This is a genomic window from Ensifer adhaerens (genome assembly GCF_000697965.2).
Taxonomy (GTDB): domain Bacteria; phylum Pseudomonadota; class Alphaproteobacteria; order Rhizobiales; family Rhizobiaceae; genus Ensifer; species Ensifer adhaerens.
The window spans coordinates 1,845,201-1,863,425 of sequence record NZ_CP015880.1 but is presented as its reverse complement, the minus strand read 5'-3'; the positions used below and the strand labels follow the sequence as shown (position 1 = coordinate 1,863,425).

Genomic DNA, 18,225 nt, shown 5'->3' with positions numbered 1-18,225 from the left:
TGGCGCCCGCATTACGAACACCAGGGGCCGAAACCGAAATGACGGCGCCCTCCGCGACAGCGGACAAGACAATCGAAACGATCCGTGCGGCGCTGGCGCCGCACGGTCTTTTTTTGCGCGGAACCGTGAATTTCGCCTCCGGTGAGGTCGCACCGCTGCTCGTCGATGGCCGCCTGGCGGCAAGCGTGGTGCTGATTGGCAATATCGGCGGTTCGCTGTGGCAGCCGTTCAGCGCGTGGCGGCAAGCCCGGTCGGATGGCGGCGGCGCCGATCCGCTCGACAATTGGTCGAAGGCCGTCATCAATCCGGTCGCCGGCGAGCAGGGGGCGACCGCCTTCTTTCCGTCGGATCCCCCGTGGCAGCCGTTCCAGCAGTGGGCGATGAGGGCCGAAGGCCTGAAACCGTCGCCGCTGGGCATTCTCATCCATTCGCGTTTCGGCCTGTGGCACGGTTACCGCGGCGCACTTGCTTTCGGTATCCCGCTTGGCGAGACAGGTGAAGCGAGCGCCAGCCACCCTTGCGACCACTGTCTCGAAAAGCCGTGCATCTCGGGCTGTCCGGCGTCGGCGCTTGCAGGGGAACGCTTCGATGTCGGGCGTTGTCGCGGCCACCTGCGCACGGACGCGGGCAGGGCGGGCTGCCTTGCGAATGGCTGTCTGTCGCGCGCTGCCTGTCCCGTCGGGAGCCAATATCGCTACCCGCCCGAGCAGTTGCGCTTCCATATGTCTGCGCTTGAAGTGTGAGCGCCGGTCTCCACTCTGGCGCGCAAAGATGGTGCAAATCTCCAAAATGACTAAAATTGGAGGTGTCGTGGAAAGGTAATATTATCGAATTTATAACGATCTGGACGGCGTGGCGTTGGAGTCCATCGTATGAGAGGTAGCCCAGTCGTATCCGTGAGCAACTATCCTCCGCACCTGTCGCGCGAGGACGTGCAAGCGCAGATATCTCGGCTTGACAGTATTCACGCGGCCAACAGCCAGGTTTTGGGGGACGCTTTCAAGCGCCTGCTGGCGATCGGCGCCGGCCATGCGGCCGTCATCACCGCCTGCATTGCCGGCTTCGATGCGCTGGTGGACCGCTCGGTTCTCACCGGCGATCTTCTGCCCGATGCCATCGACATCCTCAGAAAATTTGCGCTGACCGTCAGCGCGCTCGGCCTGTTCCTCACGTTCTGGGCGATCGGCAACAATTACGGCGAGGTCCAGAAAGAAGCGAGGCGCCATGCGGTGAAGGTGGCAACGACGCTCAGAGAGAAGCGGCTGCTTTTGTCGCTGTCGCAGGATGTGCTGAACCGCGATCCCAAATCCTATCTGCTTGCAGGCGTCGGCGGCTTTGCCTGCCTTTGCGCGATCTTCGGCCTTGCAAGTCTCGCCGGCATCGCCGGTCTCGTCACCACCATGGCGGCGATCGTCGGCGGCTAGTCGCCAAGCGTATAATTTCGCCTGTGCCCGCGCCAGAATAAGCCGCAATCTCAGGCATGCTTGGCGGCTGATTCGATTGGACCTTTCGCCATGCCGCTTTTTCCAAAACCCTTTCTCGTCGGTGCCGTTCTTTCGGCCGGTCTTGCCGGGCCTGCGCTCGCCGCCTGCCGCGATGTCAGCCATCTTGGCCAGGACTATGTCGCCTGCAGCTTCGATCCGGCGACAACCGATATCCGCCTCTACAACAAGGACCAGGCGGGCGTGCCCTTCCGCTCCTTCCGGGCGCTGTCGCTCGAACTGCGCCATCGCGAAGAATACATGAGCTTCGCCATGAACGGCGGCATGTATCACGACGATCTGTCGCCGGTCGGCCTGCATATCGAGGAGGGGCGCGAGCAGGCGCCGCTCAACACCAATTCCGGCTGGGGCAATTTCCACCTTTTGCCGAACGGGGTGTTTTATGTCGACGACGGCAAAGCGGGGGTAATGGCGGCGGACGCCTATCGCGACGCCAGGCTCACGCCGCGATTTGCCACGCAATCCGGGCCGATGCTGGTCATCGACGGCAAGCTGCATCCGCGCTTCCTGCCCGACAGCACCAGTTACAAGACCCGCAACGGCGTCGGCGTGACGGCCGAGGGCGAGGTGGTTTTCGTCGTCTCGAAGCGGCCGGTGCGGTTCCACGATTTCGCGACGCTGTTTCGCGATACATTGGATTGCCCCAATGCGCTCTTCCTCGACGGCACGATTTCGAGCGTCTATGCGCCTGATATCAACCGCCACGATCGGCTGTTTCCGATGGGGCCGATCATCGCCGTCGTCGGAAAATTTCCACGCTGACTTTCCTTGGGCGCGGGATTCGGGCGGAAAACCGCACACTTTTCCTCCTCCCCCGAAAAAAATGTGCCGCCCACCCAAGGAACGGGCAGCCTGCAACGTCTAAGGTTCAAATGAGGTGAGGGCGGGCACGGATTTGGACGCTGAACTCGTCGAAAAGGCGGTGGATGGAGACCGACAGGCTTTTGGCCAGCTGGTCGAGCGACACTATGATTTTGTCCATGCGGTCGCCTGGCGATGGTCCGGAAACGTCTCTGACGCAGAGGACATCGCCCAGGATGTCTGCCTGAGGCTGGGTGCCGCCATTCGCGGCTTTCGCGGCACCAGCCGGTTTCGCACCTGGCTCTATACGCTGACGTTGAACGCCGCGCGCGACCATAGGCGGCGGCAGGTACGCGATAACAGCCGCCTGCAGGCCTATGCCAGCGAGCAGGCGACGGCAGCGCCCCCTCAGGATCCCGACGAAGAGCAGCGCGAGGCGCTCTGGGCCGCGGTCCGGGAACTGCCGGAAAAGCAGTGCGATGCGGTGCTGCTCGTTTATGCCGAAGGCTTGAGCCATGCGGCGGCCGCCGACGTGCTTGGCTGTTCGGAGGCAACCATATCCTGGCATGTGCATGAAGCGCGCAAGCGCCTGAAGACATTGCTCGGCAAGGAGGCAGTGTGACCATGAGCGACGATTTCGAAAAGCTTGGCCGGATGAACCCGCCGAAGGCTTCTGCGGAAGCGCGCGCCCGTGCGCTCGCCTTGGCCATGCAGGCCTTCGACGAGCCGCAAGAAAATTCGAATGCCACCCAAGGATCGGTTCGGCCGGTTCGTCAAAGCTCCATCTTCAACCGGATATGGAGCCCCATCATGAACCGGAAACTGCTTGCAGGATCGGCACTGGCAACCCTTTTCGTCGTGCCCGCCGCCGCTTTCCTGACGTTTGAACTCACGCGCGACGGTGCGCCCTTCGGCGAGCGGGCGCAGGAGGTTGCGCTGAAGGGTGAACTCACCAAGGAAGAGGCGCGGCAAAAGCCGGAGCCCCAGGTCGCCGCCAGGAAGGCGGCCGCCGACGAACGCGCGCGCCAGCAGGAAGCGAAAACCGTGGAGGTGCCCGCGACCGTAGAGGCCGAGAGCGAGGCTGCGGCTCCTGCCGCGCAGGCCGATGCGATGGCCAACAGTGTTGCGCGCGACAGCGTCGCTCCGCTCTCGGCCGTCGGCGGTGCGCAGCCGCAGATGACATACCTGCCAGCGCCCACGATTCAGGATGAGATGCAGCCGGCACCCGTGGAAAACCGCGAGCGCTTCGGCAAGGCCGACAGCAATCCGGTGAAGAGCGTTGCGACCGATCCGGTCTCGACCTTCTCGGTCGACGTCGACACGGCATCCTATGCTTTCGTGCGCCGTTCGTTGATGGAAGGGCAGATGCCCGAGCGCGACGCCGTGCGGGTCGAGGAGATGGTCAACTACTTTCCCTATGACTGGCCGAGGCCGGCAAGCGCTGCCGAACCCTTCAAGGCGACGGTGACGCTGACGCCGACGCCGTGGAATGGTGGCACGCGGCTGATGCATGTGGCGATCAAGGGTTACGACGTCGTGCCGGCGGAAGCGCCGAAGGCGAACCTCGTCTTCCTGATCGACGTATCGGGCTCGATGGACGAGCCCGACAAGCTGCCGCTCTTGAAAGGCGCTTTCCGGCTGCTGGTCGAGAAGCTGAAGCCCGAGGATACGGTCTCGATCGTCACCTATGCCGGCAACGCCGGAACAGTACTGGAGCCGACATCGGTCAAGGACAAGGCGAAGATCCTCCAGGCGATTGACACCTTGCAGCCCGGCGGCTCGACCGCCGGTGCGGAAGGGATCGACGCGGCCTACGGGCTTGCCGAGAAGGCCTTCGTCAAGGGCGGGGTCAACCGCATCATGCTGGCGACGGATGGTGACTTCAATGTCGGCCCGTCGAGCGACGAGGACCTGAAGCGGCTGATCGAGGAGAAGCGCAAGAGCGGCATCTTCCTCTCCGTGCTCGGCTTCGGCCGCGGCAATTATAACGACGCGCTGATGCAGACGATCGCCCAGAACGGCAACGGCACGGCCGCCTATATCGATACTCTGGCCGAGGCGCAGAAGACGCTGGTGGAGGAGGCGGGGTCCTCGCTCTTCCCGATCGCCAAGGACGTCAAGCTGCAGGTGGAGTTCAATCCGGCCGCGATCGCCGAATACCGGCTGATCGGCTACGAGACACGCGCCTTGAAGCGCGAGGACTTCAACAACGACAAGGTGGACGCCGGCGACATCGGTTCCGGTCACAGCGTGACGGCGATCTACGAGGTGACGCCGAAGGGCAGCCCGGCGGTGCTCAACGACGACCTGCGCTATGCAGAGGCGGAAAAGTCGGTGGCAGAGGCAAGCCCGAACAGCGGCGAACTTGCCTTCCTGAAGATCCGCTACAAGAAGCCGGACGGCGACAAGAGCGAGTTGATCACCACGCCGGTGACCGAGTCGAATGCGGTGCCGTCGCTCGCCGAGGCGTCCAATGACGTGCGCTTCTCGGTGGCAGTGGCGGCCTTCGGGCAGAAGCTTGCAGGCGTGACGGCGCTCGGCGACTATTCCTATGACGCAGTCATCGATCTCGCCGCAGCCGCCAAGGGCGCCGATCCGTTCGGCTATCGCAGCGAATTCGTCAATCTGGTGCGGCTCTCCAAGGGGCTCGGCGGTTCCGGCAAGTGATGTCGACGGGGGCAGCCCTCATCCGCGCGGTGAGGGGGTGCCCCTCATCTACGCGGTGAGGATGCCCCTCATCCGCGCGTGGTCAGGGTTTGCCCCTCATCCGCCTGCCGGCACCTCTCCCCGTTATGACGGGGAGAGGCGAACAAGTGGCAACCGTTTCGCCCATCGTGAAGGCTGAGATTGTCGCTGACGTTGAGGCCTGGCACCGGAGGGTGCGCCTAGCGGCTCTCTCCCCGCCTGCGGGGAGAGATGTCCGGCAGGACAGTGAGGGGGCACCCGTCACGCGCGAGCGTCGATCCCCTGTCGCCTCAAGCCTTCGGAAAGGCGCGTTCCAGCCCACCCGCCTTCGACAGGCCCGCCTTGAACGCCTGGTAGGCCGCATGCTGGCTGGAGCGGCCGGCTTCCATCAGGCGCATTTGCAGCCGCGCCGGTGCATGGCTGCCGAGCCACTGGCCGAGCTTTTCGAGTTTCAGCGAATTCAGGAACTTCGCCTCCGAGGCGATGTCGAGGTGGCGGTAGAGGCCGTCCATCAGGCGCTCGTCCTGCTCGGGGTTTTCCATCAGCAGGCGCAGGAAGGACTGGTCGGCTTCGCTGAAACTCCCGAATTTTTCGGCGACCGTGTCCCGGTCGGGAAAGGAGGCTGGGCCGGCGTTCATGTCACTGTCTCCCGTCTGCGGCCGCGCGGTGCGTTCTGCGGGACGCAAAGGCGCGGTGTGGCACGTTGAACCGCTGCAAAGCAGCGAATCTCTCTTTCATCGGGGATAGGCCAGCGGTCACGGGTGCGCAAGCGGTGGCGAATATGCAGATATTGAACATATAGTCCAATATTGACAATTAATCCAACTATGGGCATATGCGAGCCATGACCATAGCACCCGCCTTCACCTCGATCCTTGCAACGCACGCGCCGACGGCGGCTGCGATCAGCGCGCTTCTTTATCCGCATGGGGAGGTTGTGCTGCATGATCTCCGAACCGGTACGATCGCGGGGATCTGGAACTGTTTCTCCGGTCGCGCGGTCGGCGAAGATTCGCTGATCGAAGAGGAATTTTCAGCCCTCGGCAGCACTGAAGCGGTGCTCGGGCCCTATGAGAAGACCGGTGCGGATGGCCGGCGCTTCAAGTCGATCTCAGCCGTTCTGCGCGACGGGACGGGCGACGCGGTCGGCCTGCTTTGCATCAATCTCGACATGTCGATGATCGATCAGGCGGTGAAGCTGCTCTCGGCTTTCGCCGGCGCCGAGCAGCCGAAGCCGCAGGCGCTGTTTTCGCGCGACTGGCGCGAGGAGATCAACGCGACCCTGCATGGCTGGCTGAAGGAGCGGGGGCTGGCGCTCTCGGCGCTCAAGCGCGGCGATCGCGTGGCGCTGGTGGCAGCGCTCGACGAACGCGGTCTCTTCCAGACGCGCAACGCGGTCGATCACCTTGCCAGCCTCATCGGCGCCTCGCGCGCGTCGATCTACAACTATCTCGCTGCGGCCCGCGGCGAGGCGCCCTGATTGCTGCGCGCAATATTTCGGACAGAGACCGCTTCGCGGCTCTTCGGATTTGCCTGACCCATAACCGTTCGCGTGCGCCTCAGCCGCGAGAGGAGGAAATATCCATGACGACCTTGCCCGATTTCCGGCTCGAAACCCATTTCTCCCGCTGGGAGTTCAGCGCCCGCCACCATATGACCGCAAGCGACAGCCAGACGACCAGCATGAGCGATCTTCTGGCGCTTGCCGACGCGGAGGACCGCGCCGCCTGGGACAACATCACGCTCGGCTATACCGAGACCTATGGCGCACCGGCGCTGAGGGCAGCGATCGCTGCGACCTATGAAGGGCTGACGGCTGCCGATATCCTCTGCTTTGCCGGCGCGGAGGAGGGGCTTTATTGCGCCATGCTGGCGCTGCTCGGGCCGGCCGACCACGCGATCGTGACGGTGCCGAACTACCAGTCGATGGAGACCCTGCCGGTGACGATCGCCGGCGCGGTGACCGGCGTGCCGCTTCGCCCCGAAAACAATTGGCGGCTGGATATCGCCGACGTGCGCGCGGCGTTGAAACCCAACACGAAGCTGATCTGTGTGAATTTCCCCAACAATCCGACCGGCGCCATTGCCGACCAGGAAGCCTTCGCGGCGCTCGCCAAGCTCTGCGCGGAGCGCGGCATTCATCTCTTCAGCGACGAGGTCTATCGCGGGCTGGAGCGTGACGCCTCGCTGCGCCTGCCGCAGGCGGCCGAACTTTTTGACCGTGGAATCTCGCTGAATGTCATGTCCAAGGCCTATGGCCTGCCGGGCCTGAGGATCGGCTGGATCGCCTGCCGCGACCATGCGCTTCTCGAACGCATGGAGAAGATGAAGCACTATCTGTCGATCTGCAATTCGCGGCCGTCGGAAGTGCTGGCGACAATCGCGCTCAAGGGGCGTGCCGTTATCCTCGATCGCAACCGGGCGCTCGTTGCCGCCAATCTCGAGAGGCTCGGCGCCTTCTTTGCGGAATTCCCGGATCTCTATGAGTGGCGGGCACCTGACGGGGGCTGCGTCGGCTTTGCCCGCTATCTCGGTGCCGATGGCGTCGAGAGCCATTGCCGGGGGCTGGTGGAGGAGGCTGGCGTGCTGCTCTTGCCGTCGAGCCTCTTTGTATCCGATCTGCTGCCGGTCGCCACCGATCGCTTCCGCGTCGGTTTCGGCCGCAAGGATATCGAGGTCGGGCTCGATGCCTGGCGCCGGCATATTCGGCGATAGCCCCAGTGTCGCCATCTTCGGCCTGCTAGTTACCCGCAGGTCCCGCTCCCGGGCGTATGCCCCGGGAGCCTTGGAACGCACGCATGTGGATACGGACCGCGCGACAATGGTTCCATTGTCAAGATTGTGTTAACGAGCGGCCCCCGCCACCGAGTGTTTCCTCTGCTGATGCAATATAGACCCGAAATCGATGGACTGCGCGCGCTTGCCGTCGTCCCGGTCCTCCTGTTCCATGCCGGTTTCGGCCTTGTCTCTGGCGGCTTTGCCGGCGTCGATGTCTTCTTCGTCATCAGCGGCTACCTCATCACCGCGATCATCCACCGCGAGATCAGCGACGGGAACTTCAGCATCGTGCACTTCTACGAGCGGCGTGCCCGTCGGCTCGCACCGGCGCTGCTCCTGGTCTGCGCCGTCTCTATTCCCTTCGCGCTGATGTGGATGCTGCCGGAGGAGCTCAACAGCTTCGGCAAGAGCCTCTATTCGGTGAACCTGTTCGCCTCGAACTTCTTCTTCTGGGACCAGACCGGCTATTTCGCGCCGAGCACGGCGCTGCTGCCGCTGCTGCACACCTGGTCGCTGGCGGTCGAAGAACAGTTCTATCTGGTCTTCCCGCTGCTGCTTTTGCTGCTTCACCGCTTCTCGCGGGCAACCCTGTTGAGGGTGGTGGCGGCGCTCGTGCTCCTGAGTTTTGCGGCGACCCAGGTCTTTGCGAACCTGGACCCGGCCGCGAATTTCTACCTGCTGCCAAGCCGGTTCTGGGAACTCGGCGTCGGTGCGCTGCTTGCGCTCGTCGGCGTCGAAAAGCTCGATCTTTCGAAAGGCAGCCGCGAGCTTCTGTCAGCCCTCGGTCTGCTGGCGATCGTCGCGAGTTATTTGTTCGTGGTGGAATCGGCCTTCTATCCCGGCTGGACGACCGTGCCGGTGGTGCTGGGCACGGCGCTGGTTCTCGCCTTCGGTCGCAGCGATACCGTCGTCGGCCGGCTGCTGTCGCTGAAGCCGCTGGTCGCGATCGGGCTCATCAGCTACAGCCTCTACCTCTGGCATCAGCCGGTCTTTGCCTTCGCGCGCTTGCGGTCGATCGAGGACATTCCGGCCGAAGGCTACGCGCTCCTGATCGCGCTCTGCTTCGTACTCGCCTATCTCAGTTGGCGTCTCGTCGAGCAGCCCTTTCGCAAGCCGGGCCGCTTCAGCCGTCGCGCGGTGTTTGGCGCCACGCTCGCTGCCGGATCGGCGGCGATCGCATTCGGCTTCACGCTCGACGGTTCGGACGGTCTCGCCGCCCGGAACCGCGAGCTTGCGCAGCTTTCGGAGCCGAGCGTCGGCCTCGGCAAGAAATGCGATGCCGTCGCCGACCTGCGCTGCGCCTCTAACCCGAAACCCGAGGTCGCGGTCTGGGGGGATTCCTTCGCCCGGCACCTCGTCGACGGCATTATCGCGTCGAAGCCGGACGTGCGACTGGTGCAGCTTGCCAAGAATAATTGCGGGCCGTTTTTGAACCTGTCGCCGATCATGCCGCGGCTCGGTCGCGACTGGTCCGACGATTGCGCCCGCTACAACGAAGAGGTCCGCCGTTTCCTGCTTGCCAACCGGTCGATCCGCTACGTCGTTCTGTCCTCGCAGCTCAGCCAGTACCTGAAGGAGGAGAAGGTGCTGGTCGATGGCCGCAGCGAGGTGACGACCGAGACGAAGCTTCTCATCGACGGCCTGCGGGCAACCTTTGCCTGGCTGCGCTCGAACGGCTTCGAACCCGTCTTCGTCGCGCCGACGCCGCATGATGGCCGCGATACCGGGCTCTGCGTTGCAAGAGCGCGTCTGCTCGGCCTGCCGGACCGGCACTGCGAGCCGGTGCTAAAGACCGTTCGCGAATATGACCGCGATGTCCTGAACGTGGTTGCGGATATCGCCGACGAGTATCCCGTCGTCAGCTTCATGGACTATCTCTGCGACGACGACAGCTGCAAGATCGAGGACAAGGGCGTCGCGCTCTTCGAGGACTTCGGGCACTTCTCCAAGGAAGGGTCCCGCCAGATGGGACGCGCCTTCGATTTCTACCGAGCTTTCATCGAGGCGGCGAAGGGCAGGCCCGTGGCTGAGCGGGCGACGGACGCCAAGGCCTTCGACAACGCCGCGCTTTAAGACAGCCGCCACATCGACGCATAAACGAAAACGCCCCGGATCTTTCGATGCCGGGGCGTTTGCTTGTCGATTTGCCTTGCCTGGCTTGATCAGGCGCGGCGGCTGCGGCGCTCGCGGGCAGGCGCGGCCGCCGTTTCGTTGGCGGTCTTGTTGCGCAGCGGGCCGATCTTTTCGATGATCAGGTCGAGCGTCGGGCGTTCGCGGCGCACATGTTCGTCGAGTGCGACGCGCATGGCGGCGAGGTGGTCGCAGGTGGTGCCGCAGCAGCCGCCGATGATCTTGGCGCCGGCATCGGCCGCAAGGCGCACATATTCGGCCATCAGCGGCGGCGTGCCGGAATAGTGAATCTCCGAGCCGCGGAATTCCGGGATGCCGCAATTGCCCTTGACGATCACCGTTGCCTCGGGTGCTGCCTCCGTCATGTCGAGCAGCGAGGAGAGAATGTCGGAAGCACCTACGCCGCAATTGGCGCCAACGGCGACCGGGCCGTCGCCGAACTCGGTGGCAACGCCATGGATATCCTTCGGGTGCAGCCCCATCATCGTCTTGCCGGCGGTATCGAACGAGCCGGTATAGACGTAGGGAAGGCCGACCTTGGCGGCCGCTTCGGCGGCCGCACGGATCTCGTCCGGCGAGGACATGGTCTCGATCCAGGCGACTTCGGCGCCGCCCGCCTTCAGCCCCTCGATCTGCTCGACGAAGGCGGTAACTGCATCTTCATAGGAAAGTGCGCCAAGGGGGATCAGCAGTTCGCCGGTCGGGCCGACGGAGCCGGCGGTGATGACCTTGCGCGATGCCTTGTCGGCAACCGCACGGGCGATCTCGGCGGCGCGCTTGTTCAGCGCATGCACGCGGTCGTCGGCCTGGTGCAGTTTCAGCCGGTGACGGGTGCCGCCAAAGGTGTTGGTGAGGATGATGTCGGCGCCGGCGTCGACGAAATCCTGGTGCAGCTTGGTGATGTTCTCCGGCTTCGTTTCGTTCCAGAGTTCCGGCGCTTCGCCTGCTTCGAGGCCCATGGCGAAGAGCGATGTGCCGGTGGCGCCGTCGGCGAGAAGAACGCCTTTTTCGGCGATGAGAGCGGAGAGGGCATTGGAGGCTGCGGTCATCGGTTTTTCCCGGCTAGAATAGATTGCAACAAGATATAAAGATATCTTTATGTCTTGGCAAGCGTTCAGCGACGGGAGGCTTCCGGTTCGGCGCGCATGCTCATGCGGCCGGCGAGCCCAAGGCCGAAGACGGCAAGTGCCGTCAGCAGCCACATCGGATCGGCGCGATTGAGGAAGAAGCTTTCGAGCATGGCGTTGTAGGTCATGAAGATCACCACCATGACGCAGAAATCGGCGAAGATGCGGCCCTGCGGTCGGCGATAGGCCCGTGCGTAGTCGAAGAGCGGTTTGACGAAAAGCAGGGTGGTCATGAGGATGCCGCCGGGCAGGCCGAACATCAGCACCGCGTCGAGATAGCTGTTGTGGCCGGTGACGATGCCGCGCACGTCCCAGCTCGCCTCGAAATTCGCCTCCATGCCCATGATCACGGGCGACAGCCAGAAACTCGCATAGCCCTGGCCGAGCCAGGGGCGCTCGGCGATGCTGGCGCTCGCGAATTTCCAGATGTCGTCGCGGCCCGTGAAGGTCGCATCGTCGATCAGCCCCTTGGTGATCGAAAGCAGCGTGTCGGAATAGATGGTACCGAGCGTCAGGCCGAAGACCAGCACTGACATGGCGAGATGGGCAAGGATCATCAGCCCGGGGCTGCGCACCGCGCGGCCGGCAAAGACGAGGCCGATCGCGATCGGCAGGAATCCGATCGTCGTCTTCGATCCCGTGTGCAGCACGAAATTGGCCGCCAGCAGCGTGATCGCCCAGCCGCGAAGCGGCGCGCCGGCGCGCAGGCAATAAATGCCGAACATGCAGAGGATGGAAAAGACCGGCGCCGAGACGTTCTTGTGCAGGAGGTGGCCGCGCCAGAAACCGGCATGCCAGGGCTCGTCGCCGAAGGCCGAATGGATGGCGCGGTCGGGTGCCACGAAGAGAGCGGCGTAGTCGATCAGGATCAGAAGTAGGATCGCATTGGCGCCGGCGTTGACGAAGTCCTTCTCGCTCTTCGGCAGCACCAGCACGCCCGCCACCATGATCATGGCGACGAGGCTCAGCGTCAGGCCGCGGGCGGAGGCGGCCGGGTCATAGGACTGCAGGCAGGAGAGGTAGGCGATGGCGAAGATCGCGATCCAGGCCGGAGAGACGAGGCGGGCGAGCACCCGCCGGTCGACGGTGAGCAGCATGGCGAAGAGATAGACCGCGCCGAGCACCAGGTAGCCGACCTGGTTGATGATGTTGCCTTCGTTCGCCGCGTTCGGATCCGTCGTCACCGCGCCCTGAAACGGGATCAGCGTGAAGACGATGAGGAACAGACCAAGGCCCGAAAGCAGCGCGGCAAGGCCATTGACGAGTTCCGCCAGCCCGGCATCGAACGCCTCCGGCACGCGCTGGCGCGCGGTGGAGGTGTCTGCCGTGGCTGTGTTCGGGTGCATGGCGGCTTAAAAAACGAATGACTGGGACGCTGTTCGGCATCGGTGATCATGACCCCGGGCGGTCCTGCCGTTCGGACAGGGCCGGCCTTGGGAGATCCGCACCTTGGCGCAATCAGGTTAAACCTCGGTGAAACGGTGGACGGGCCGCCCGGGCGGGATCGGCAGGCGCGGCATTACCGGTCCCGATATTTGCGCGCCGATTGCCGCAGGTGCTTGCCGCCCGGTCGCCATGCCCTTAAAAGGCTAGGGTATATTGGCCGTGTGGAAATCGCGGCCCTTGCCGTATTTCGCGGTCCGTCTTCCATAATTCGATCTCGATTTTCGTTCCGAGGTCGTTCGATAGCGTTGAAACGAGAAAACACGATATGCAGTCCCTTATCCGTATGGTCGCGTCCGCGGCGGTCTCCGTCAGCCTGCTGCTTGGCAGCGCATCCTTTGCCGCCGCCGGGCAGGCTCATTTTGTCGTCAACGCCGACACCGGCTCGATCCTGGAGGCCGACAATGCCGACGAGCTGAACTTCCCGGCGTCGCTGACGAAGATGATGACGATCTATCTCGCCTTCGAAGCGCTGCGCAGCGGCACCCTGCAATGGGACCAGAAGCTGACGGTTTCCGAGCACGCCAACAGCCTGGAGCCGTTCAAGCTTGCCGTCGGCGCCGGTCGCCAGATCACCGTGCGCGAAGCGGTCATGGGCATGGTCGTGCTTTCGGCCAATGACGCAGCCGTCGTTATCGGTGAGACGCTCGCCGGCAACGAGACCGCCTTTGGCCAGATGATGACCCGCAAGGCGAGGACACTCGGCATGACCAGCACCGTGTTCAAGAACGCCAACGGCCTGCCGGACCCGGCCCAGGTAACCACGGCGCGCGACATGGCGACGCTCGGCCTCGCGCTGATGCGCGACTTTCCGCAGGAATTCCAGCTCTTCGCCAACAAGACGATCGAGTTTCGCGGCATGAAGCTGCGCGGCCACAACGGCGTGATGAAGCGCTACGAAGGCGTCGACGGCATCAAGACCGGCTACACCGACGCCTCCGGCTACAATCTCGTGACCTCGGCCAAGCGCGGCGACACCCGCCTCGTCGCCGTCGTCATGGGTGGCAAGACGGCGCAGTCGCGCGACGACGACATGATCGCGCTGCTCGACAAGTTCCTGCCGCCGAAGGAAGACGCAAGCGCTGCCAGCGTCACTGAACCGGCTGCTTCAGCGGCGACGACCACCACGAACTGATCTCTCCGACCACTTTCTGAGGTTTGCCCCTCACCCTAACCCTCTCCCCGCAGGCGGGGCGAGGGGACGAGGGCTGACGTTCGCCGTCCGTTGCTTGGCCGCCGCCAGAGGCGGCCATAATGAGGTCGGGAAAACGATAGGATGTCGTCGGGCACTGACCGCCGGGCAGGCCTGTCAGAGATTGGGAGCGTGGCATCGCCGCAAATACCTTCTCCCCGCGGGCGGGGAGAAGGTGCCGGTAGGCGGATGAGGGGCCGCGTCGGTCGCTGCCCCAATCATCGCTTGTCTCAAGCCGCAGCGCGATCCTCGTGGCTGACCGGCGTGACCATCGCGGCGATGACCGTCGAAAGGTCGAGGGCGCCGATCGGGCGGCCGTTTTCATCGACCACGTGGGCGGTTCCCACACGGGCGGCGGTCATCGTGCGCGCCGCCGATTCCAGTACCGTGCCGGTTGCAAGCGCCACGCCTTCGGCATTGCCGGAGATCGGCCGCATGATGGTCTCGACATTGATCACCCGGCCGCGGTTCACTTCCTTGACGAAGGCGGTGATGTAGTCGTCGGCCGGCGACAGCACGATTTCCTGGCCGGTACCCTGCTGCACCACGCGGCCATCGCGCAGGATCGCGATCTTGTCGCCGAGGCGCAGCGCCTCGTCGAGGTCGTGGGTGATGAAGACGACGGTCTTCTTCAGTTCCTTCTGCAGGTCGAGAAGCACCGTCTGCATGTCGACGCGGATCAGCGGGTCGAGCGCCGAATAGGCTTCGTCCATCAAGAGAATGTCGGCATCGTTGGTCAGCGCGCGGGCGAGACCGACGCGCTGCTGCATGCCGCCCGACAGCTGGTTCGGATAGTGGTTCTCGAAGCCCTTGAGACCGACGCGCTCGATCCAGCCGCGGGCGCGCTTCTCGCTCTCCTTGCGTTCCACACCCTGAATTTCGAGACCGTAGACCGTGTTGTCGAGCACGGTGCGGTGCGGCAGCAGCGCGAACTTCTGGAACACCATCGCCGTCTTGTGGCGGCGGAATTCGCGCAGATCGTTGTCGTTCATCTTGCAGACGTCGACGCCGTCATAGAGCACTTCGCCGGCGGTCGGGTCGATCAGCCGGTTGATGTGGCGGATCAGCGTCGACTTGCCGGAGCCAGAGAGACCCATGACCACCATGACGCTGCCGGCGGGCATGGAAATGTTGATGTCCTGCAGGCCGAGCACGTGGCCGTGCTGCTCGTTGAGCTCGGCCTTGCCCATGCCTTTCTTGACTGCATCGACGAAGTCGACGCCGCGGGGGCCGAAGATCTTGTAGAGGTTCTTCACCTCGATCGCGTGACTAGCCATGGATAACCTCCGAGTGCTTTTGCAGCCGCTTGCCGAAGGCCTGGCTGGTACGGTCGAAAATGATGGCGATACCGACAAGGGCAAAGCCGTTGAGGAAGCCGACGGTGAAGAACTGGTTGGCGATCGCCTGCAGCACGTTCTTGCCGAGGCCGCCGACGCCGATCATCGATGCGACGACGACCATCGCCAGCGACATCATGATCGTCTGGTTGATGCCGGCCATGATGGTCGGCAACGCCAGCGGCATCTGCACGTTCTTCAGCTTCTGCCAGGTCGAGGAGCCGAAGGCGTCGGCCGCTTCCAGCACTTCCTTGTCGACGAGGCGGATGCCGAGATTGGTGAGCCTGATCATCGGCGGCACCGCGTAGATGACGACGGCGATCAGCCCCGGCACCTTGCCGATGCCGAAGATCATGACGACCGGGATCAGGTAGACGAAGCTCGGCATCGTCTGCATGACGTCGAGGATCGGATTGACGAAGGACTGCACCCGGTCCGAGCGCGCCATCAGGATACCGATCGGAATGCCGATGAGGATGGAGATCAGTGTGCAGACGGTGACCATGGCGAGCGTGACCATGGTGTCATTCCAAAGCCCGACAAGACCGATGGCGATCATCGACAGCGCGGTGCCGATGGTGACGTTGATGTTGCGGCTGCCGAAATAGACGATCGCGGTCATCGCCGCCAGGATCACGATCCAGGGGGAGCCGACGAACAGGCTTTCGAGGTAGTTCAGGAACCATTGAAGCGGCTGGACCACCGTGTCGATGGCGTTACCATAGGATCGCACGAAGCCCTTGAAGCTATCATCGACAGCCTTGCGGGCGAGCCGGATCGTGCTCTCGTCAATGGCAGGGAACTTGCAGAGTAACGCTGGCAAGACACTGCAGATGGAGGCCATTTGTTTCCCCTTCTTGGCCGGAAGTTTTTTTTAAGCCGGCCGCGTCTCGGCATCGAAAGGCTCGATGACGGCGCACACTTGGGTGACCTCTTTGGGTCCCGGCACTTAAACTGTGGCAGCGAAATGTGTCGCCCGCTTACCTGATAGCGACGCGAAGGCTCCCGGTTCGCCGCCTCTGAGACGATGAACGTTCAACGAAACCCGCAAGGACGCCCCATCGTTCCCTGTCCCGGCATTAAAACCGGAACGGGCAGGCGGCCGATTCCACGGTCCGCCTGCCGTCATTTTCGGTCAGAGCGCTGCCTTGACCTTTTCGGCCACTTCCGGGCTCACCCACTGTGTCCACATATCCGGGAACTCGGCGAGGAAGTGCTTGGCGCCGTCCTCGTTGGTGCCCTGGTTCTGGTCCATCCAGGCGAGAACCTTGTTGACGGTGCCATTGTCCCACTTGCGCGCCTTGACGTAGTCCATGGCGACGCTCGCCTTGTCGGCGAAGGACTTGGTCACGACGGTGTAAACGTCGGAAACCGGGTAGGAATTGACTTTCGGGCTCGGGCAATCCGGCACGGCGGTGCAGGCGTCCCAATCGGCCTTGTCGTGATCGACGCCGAAGGAGAGGCGGGTCATCTCGTATTTGCCGAGGATGGCGGTCGGTGCCCAGTAGTAGCCGAGCCAGCCGGTCTTCTTTTCGAACGCGTTGGCGATCGAGCCGTCGAGGCCGGCAGCCGAGCCGGTATCAACCAGCAGGAAGCCGTCCTTCTCCGCGTTCAGCGCGCGATAGAGATTGGCGGTCGAGACCTGGCAGTTCCAGCCGGACGGGCAATTGTGAACGGCGGCCTTCGACGAGTCTTCCGGTGCCGGGAAGAGTTCCGGGTGCTTCAGCGCGTCCTGCACCGTCTTGATGTCCGGGTGCGCGTCGGCGAGGAATTTCGGGATCCACCATCCTTCGACGCCGCCTTCGCTCAGGATCTTGGCGGCTTCGATGAGACGGCCTTCCTTGATCGCAGCGTCGAGCGGCGTGCGCACGGCGTTGACCCAGAGTTCCGGCGCCATGTCGGGCTGCGCCTTTTCATTCATGGAAGCGAAGGTCGGCATGGTGTCGCCGGTGACCAGCGTCACCGTGCAGCCGTAGCCGTTCTCCAGAATGAACTTGTCCACCTGGGCGGCGACGCCGGCAGAAGCCCAGTTCATTTCGGCAATGCTGACTTCACCGCATTCCGCGGCCTGCGCGGAACCCGCCATCGCATAGAGGCCAGCGGCGAGAATGGTGGAAGCGAGGAGTTTCTTCATGTTGCAAGACCTCCCAGTCTTATTTTGCAGCCAAGATCCAAACGGGAATCCACGGCGGACGCGACATCCTCCGTCACCCGAAACAACGATGCAGCCGGGGGTTCGGCATCAAACAAGCCAAGGTTCACCCTTGCTGCGGACGGTGCGGGAGTTCGTATTCAGCCCTGGCCGCGGAACCCTGTCGCCAGCCAATCTCCTCTTATACCGCAAACCAAGCCTAAGGTTTCTCGCTGAGAAATCAACCTCTTCAATCGGTTGACCGGGAAGGACGGGGTCTCGTGCGTTCTGTCTGCGACATCGCCGAAGCGCGTATTTTGTGCGTGAGAGACCCCGAATTTAAGCAATAGCGACAATTCTTGCCGCAAAAAATGGCGCTGGGCGCCACGGACCTCAGAACCCTGTCGAGATCCTGACGTTTCCTGTCGTGATTGCGTCACGCCAAATGGCGCGCATGTCGCGAAAAATTTACAAAAAAGTCCGGAATTCATCTTTGGTTAAATCCTCAATAACCATCCGGTAACGATGTCCAGCTAATTGTTCTTCTCGCGGCGGGGGACTGCCGCCGGTCCGGATCAGGTTTGTGCGTCCCGGACTTTGAGCGAACCTTCGGTGTGTTTTTCCGAAGTGACCAGGCGTTTTTTGGCGGCCGCATCCCTCTTGAAGAGGTTGATGCGGCCTTCGCATTTCAGGGCCAATGCCGGACATAAAAAAAACCGCCCCGAAGGGGCGGTGGAGGAGGCTCTGGGAGGAGAGCTCGAAGGGGCTTCCGCCCCGATCGCTGGCGTTAGCCGACGTTCGACGTGCGGATGACGCCGAGCGGGCCGAAGGGCGCGTCGACGACGAGGTTGCGTACGCGCGACTGGCTGGACGGAACCTTCGAGTTCCAGGCGATCTGAACGAAATTGGGCTTGCTGAAAATATACAGCATGGACATGAACCTTGAGAGGCCGGAGGCCTATCCTCCGGGGCGTGTTGCTATGCCGCTGATATAGGTGTGCGCTGCAAAAAATTGAATGCCAAACTCGCCACGCCATGTCGCATTCTGGCTATCGGCCGCGACATTTTCGACAAGCCTTGCGAAAGCGCGAAACAATGC

General features: G+C 63.2%; 16 protein-coding genes. 9 read left to right on the top strand and 7 right to left on the bottom strand.

Translation table 11 applies throughout. From position 1 onward, the window contains the following. Positions 1-38: 38 nt before the first annotated feature. The 5 genes from FA04_RS08875 (at position 39) to FA04_RS08855 (ending at position 4,970) form a co-directional block, all read left to right on the top strand. Positions 39-743 (top strand): 4Fe-4S dicluster domain-containing protein, encoded by a 705-nt coding sequence (locus FA04_RS08875; RefSeq protein ID WP_034788214.1) that lies wholly within the window; start codon positions 39-41, stop codon positions 741-743. A 129-nt stretch (positions 744-872) separates the two neighbouring features. Further along, positions 873-1,424 (top strand): hypothetical protein, encoded by a 552-nt coding sequence (locus FA04_RS08870; RefSeq protein ID WP_134886575.1) that lies wholly within the window; start codon positions 873-875, stop codon positions 1,422-1,424. Positions 1,425-1,514: 90 nt separating this feature from the next. Then, positions 1,515-2,264: a phosphodiester glycosidase family protein gene (locus FA04_RS08865; RefSeq protein ID WP_034788220.1), complete on the top strand. Its 750-nt coding sequence runs from the start codon at positions 1,515-1,517 to the stop codon at positions 2,262-2,264. Between the two features lie 133 nt (positions 2,265-2,397). Next, complete coding sequence (locus FA04_RS08860; RefSeq protein ID WP_034788223.1) at positions 2,398-2,925, top strand: RNA polymerase sigma factor; 528 nt, start codon at positions 2,398-2,400, stop codon at positions 2,923-2,925. A gap of 2 nt (positions 2,926-2,927) precedes the next feature. Next, positions 2,928-4,970 carry a vWA domain-containing protein gene (locus FA04_RS08855; RefSeq protein WP_210339005.1) on the top strand — a complete coding sequence of 681 codons (2,043 nt, stop codon included), beginning with the start codon at positions 2,928-2,930 and terminating at the stop codon, positions 4,968-4,970. A gap of 308 nt (positions 4,971-5,278) precedes the next feature. Here FA04_RS08855 and FA04_RS08850 read toward each other — a convergent pair whose 3' ends face one another. Beyond that, positions 5,279-5,626 carry a hypothetical protein gene (locus FA04_RS08850; RefSeq protein ID WP_034788228.1) on the bottom strand — a complete coding sequence of 116 codons (348 nt, stop codon included), beginning with the start codon at positions 5,624-5,626 and terminating at the stop codon, positions 5,279-5,281. A 206-nt stretch (positions 5,627-5,832) separates the two neighbouring features. Here FA04_RS08850 and FA04_RS08845 point away from each other — a divergent pair, with 206 nt between their 5' ends. From FA04_RS08845 to FA04_RS08835, 3 genes are all read left to right on the top strand, one after another. Beyond that, a complete protein-coding gene (locus tag FA04_RS08845) occupies positions 5,833-6,468 on the top strand; it encodes a helix-turn-helix transcriptional regulator (RefSeq protein ID WP_034788230.1) in 636 nt (211 codons plus the stop codon). A 104-nt stretch (positions 6,469-6,572) separates the two neighbouring features. Beyond that, the gene (locus FA04_RS08840) at positions 6,573-7,703 is read left to right on the top strand and encodes an aminotransferase class I/II-fold pyridoxal phosphate-dependent enzyme (RefSeq protein ID WP_034788233.1); all 1,131 of its coding nucleotides are present in this window, start codon (positions 6,573-6,575) and stop codon (positions 7,701-7,703) included. Between the two features lie 168 nt (positions 7,704-7,871). Continuing rightward, entirely contained in the window at positions 7,872-9,839 is a 1,968-nt protein-coding gene (locus tag FA04_RS08835; RefSeq protein WP_034788236.1) for an acyltransferase family protein, read from the top strand. Between the two features lie 89 nt (positions 9,840-9,928). On the opposite strand, the gene bmt is transcribed toward FA04_RS08835, so the two are convergent. Together bmt and FA04_RS08825 are read right to left on the bottom strand one after the other, a co-directional pair. Further along, entirely contained in the window at positions 9,929-10,945 is a 1,017-nt protein-coding gene (bmt, locus tag FA04_RS08830; protein ID WP_034788237.1) for a betaine--homocysteine S-methyltransferase, read from the bottom strand. Between the two features lie 65 nt (positions 10,946-11,010). After that, entirely contained in the window at positions 11,011-12,369 is a 1,359-nt protein-coding gene (locus FA04_RS08825) for an O-antigen ligase family protein (RefSeq protein WP_034788241.1), read from the bottom strand. 365 nt (positions 12,370-12,734) lie between these two features. Here FA04_RS08825 and FA04_RS08820 point away from each other — a divergent pair, with 365 nt between their 5' ends. Beyond that, positions 12,735-13,601: a D-alanyl-D-alanine carboxypeptidase family protein gene (locus FA04_RS08820; RefSeq protein ID WP_034788245.1), complete on the top strand. Its 867-nt coding sequence runs from the start codon at positions 12,735-12,737 to the stop codon at positions 13,599-13,601. A 287-nt stretch (positions 13,602-13,888) separates the two neighbouring features. Here the strand turns inward: FA04_RS08820 and FA04_RS08815 are convergent, their stop codons facing one another. From FA04_RS08815 to FA04_RS35065, 4 genes are all read right to left on the bottom strand, one after another. Beyond that, on the bottom strand, positions 13,889-14,935 hold the full coding sequence (locus tag FA04_RS08815; RefSeq protein WP_034788248.1) for a quaternary amine ABC transporter ATP-binding protein: 1,047 nt from the start codon (positions 14,933-14,935) through the stop codon (positions 13,889-13,891). Beyond that, a complete protein-coding gene (locus FA04_RS08810; protein ID WP_034788251.1) occupies positions 14,928-15,839 on the bottom strand; it encodes an ABC transporter permease in 912 nt (303 codons plus the stop codon). The genes FA04_RS08815 and FA04_RS08810 overlap by 8 nt, the downstream gene beginning before the upstream one ends. Positions 15,840-16,130: 291 nt before the next feature. Continuing rightward, positions 16,131-17,129 (bottom strand): ABC transporter substrate-binding protein, encoded by a 999-nt coding sequence (locus FA04_RS08805; RefSeq protein WP_034788254.1) that lies wholly within the window; start codon positions 17,127-17,129, stop codon positions 16,131-16,133. A gap of 784 nt (positions 17,130-17,913) precedes the next feature. Next, positions 17,914-18,057, bottom strand: coding sequence for a hypothetical protein (locus tag FA04_RS35065; protein WP_089044242.1), 144 nt, complete (start codon positions 18,055-18,057; stop codon positions 17,914-17,916). Positions 18,058-18,225 lie beyond the last annotated feature (168 nt).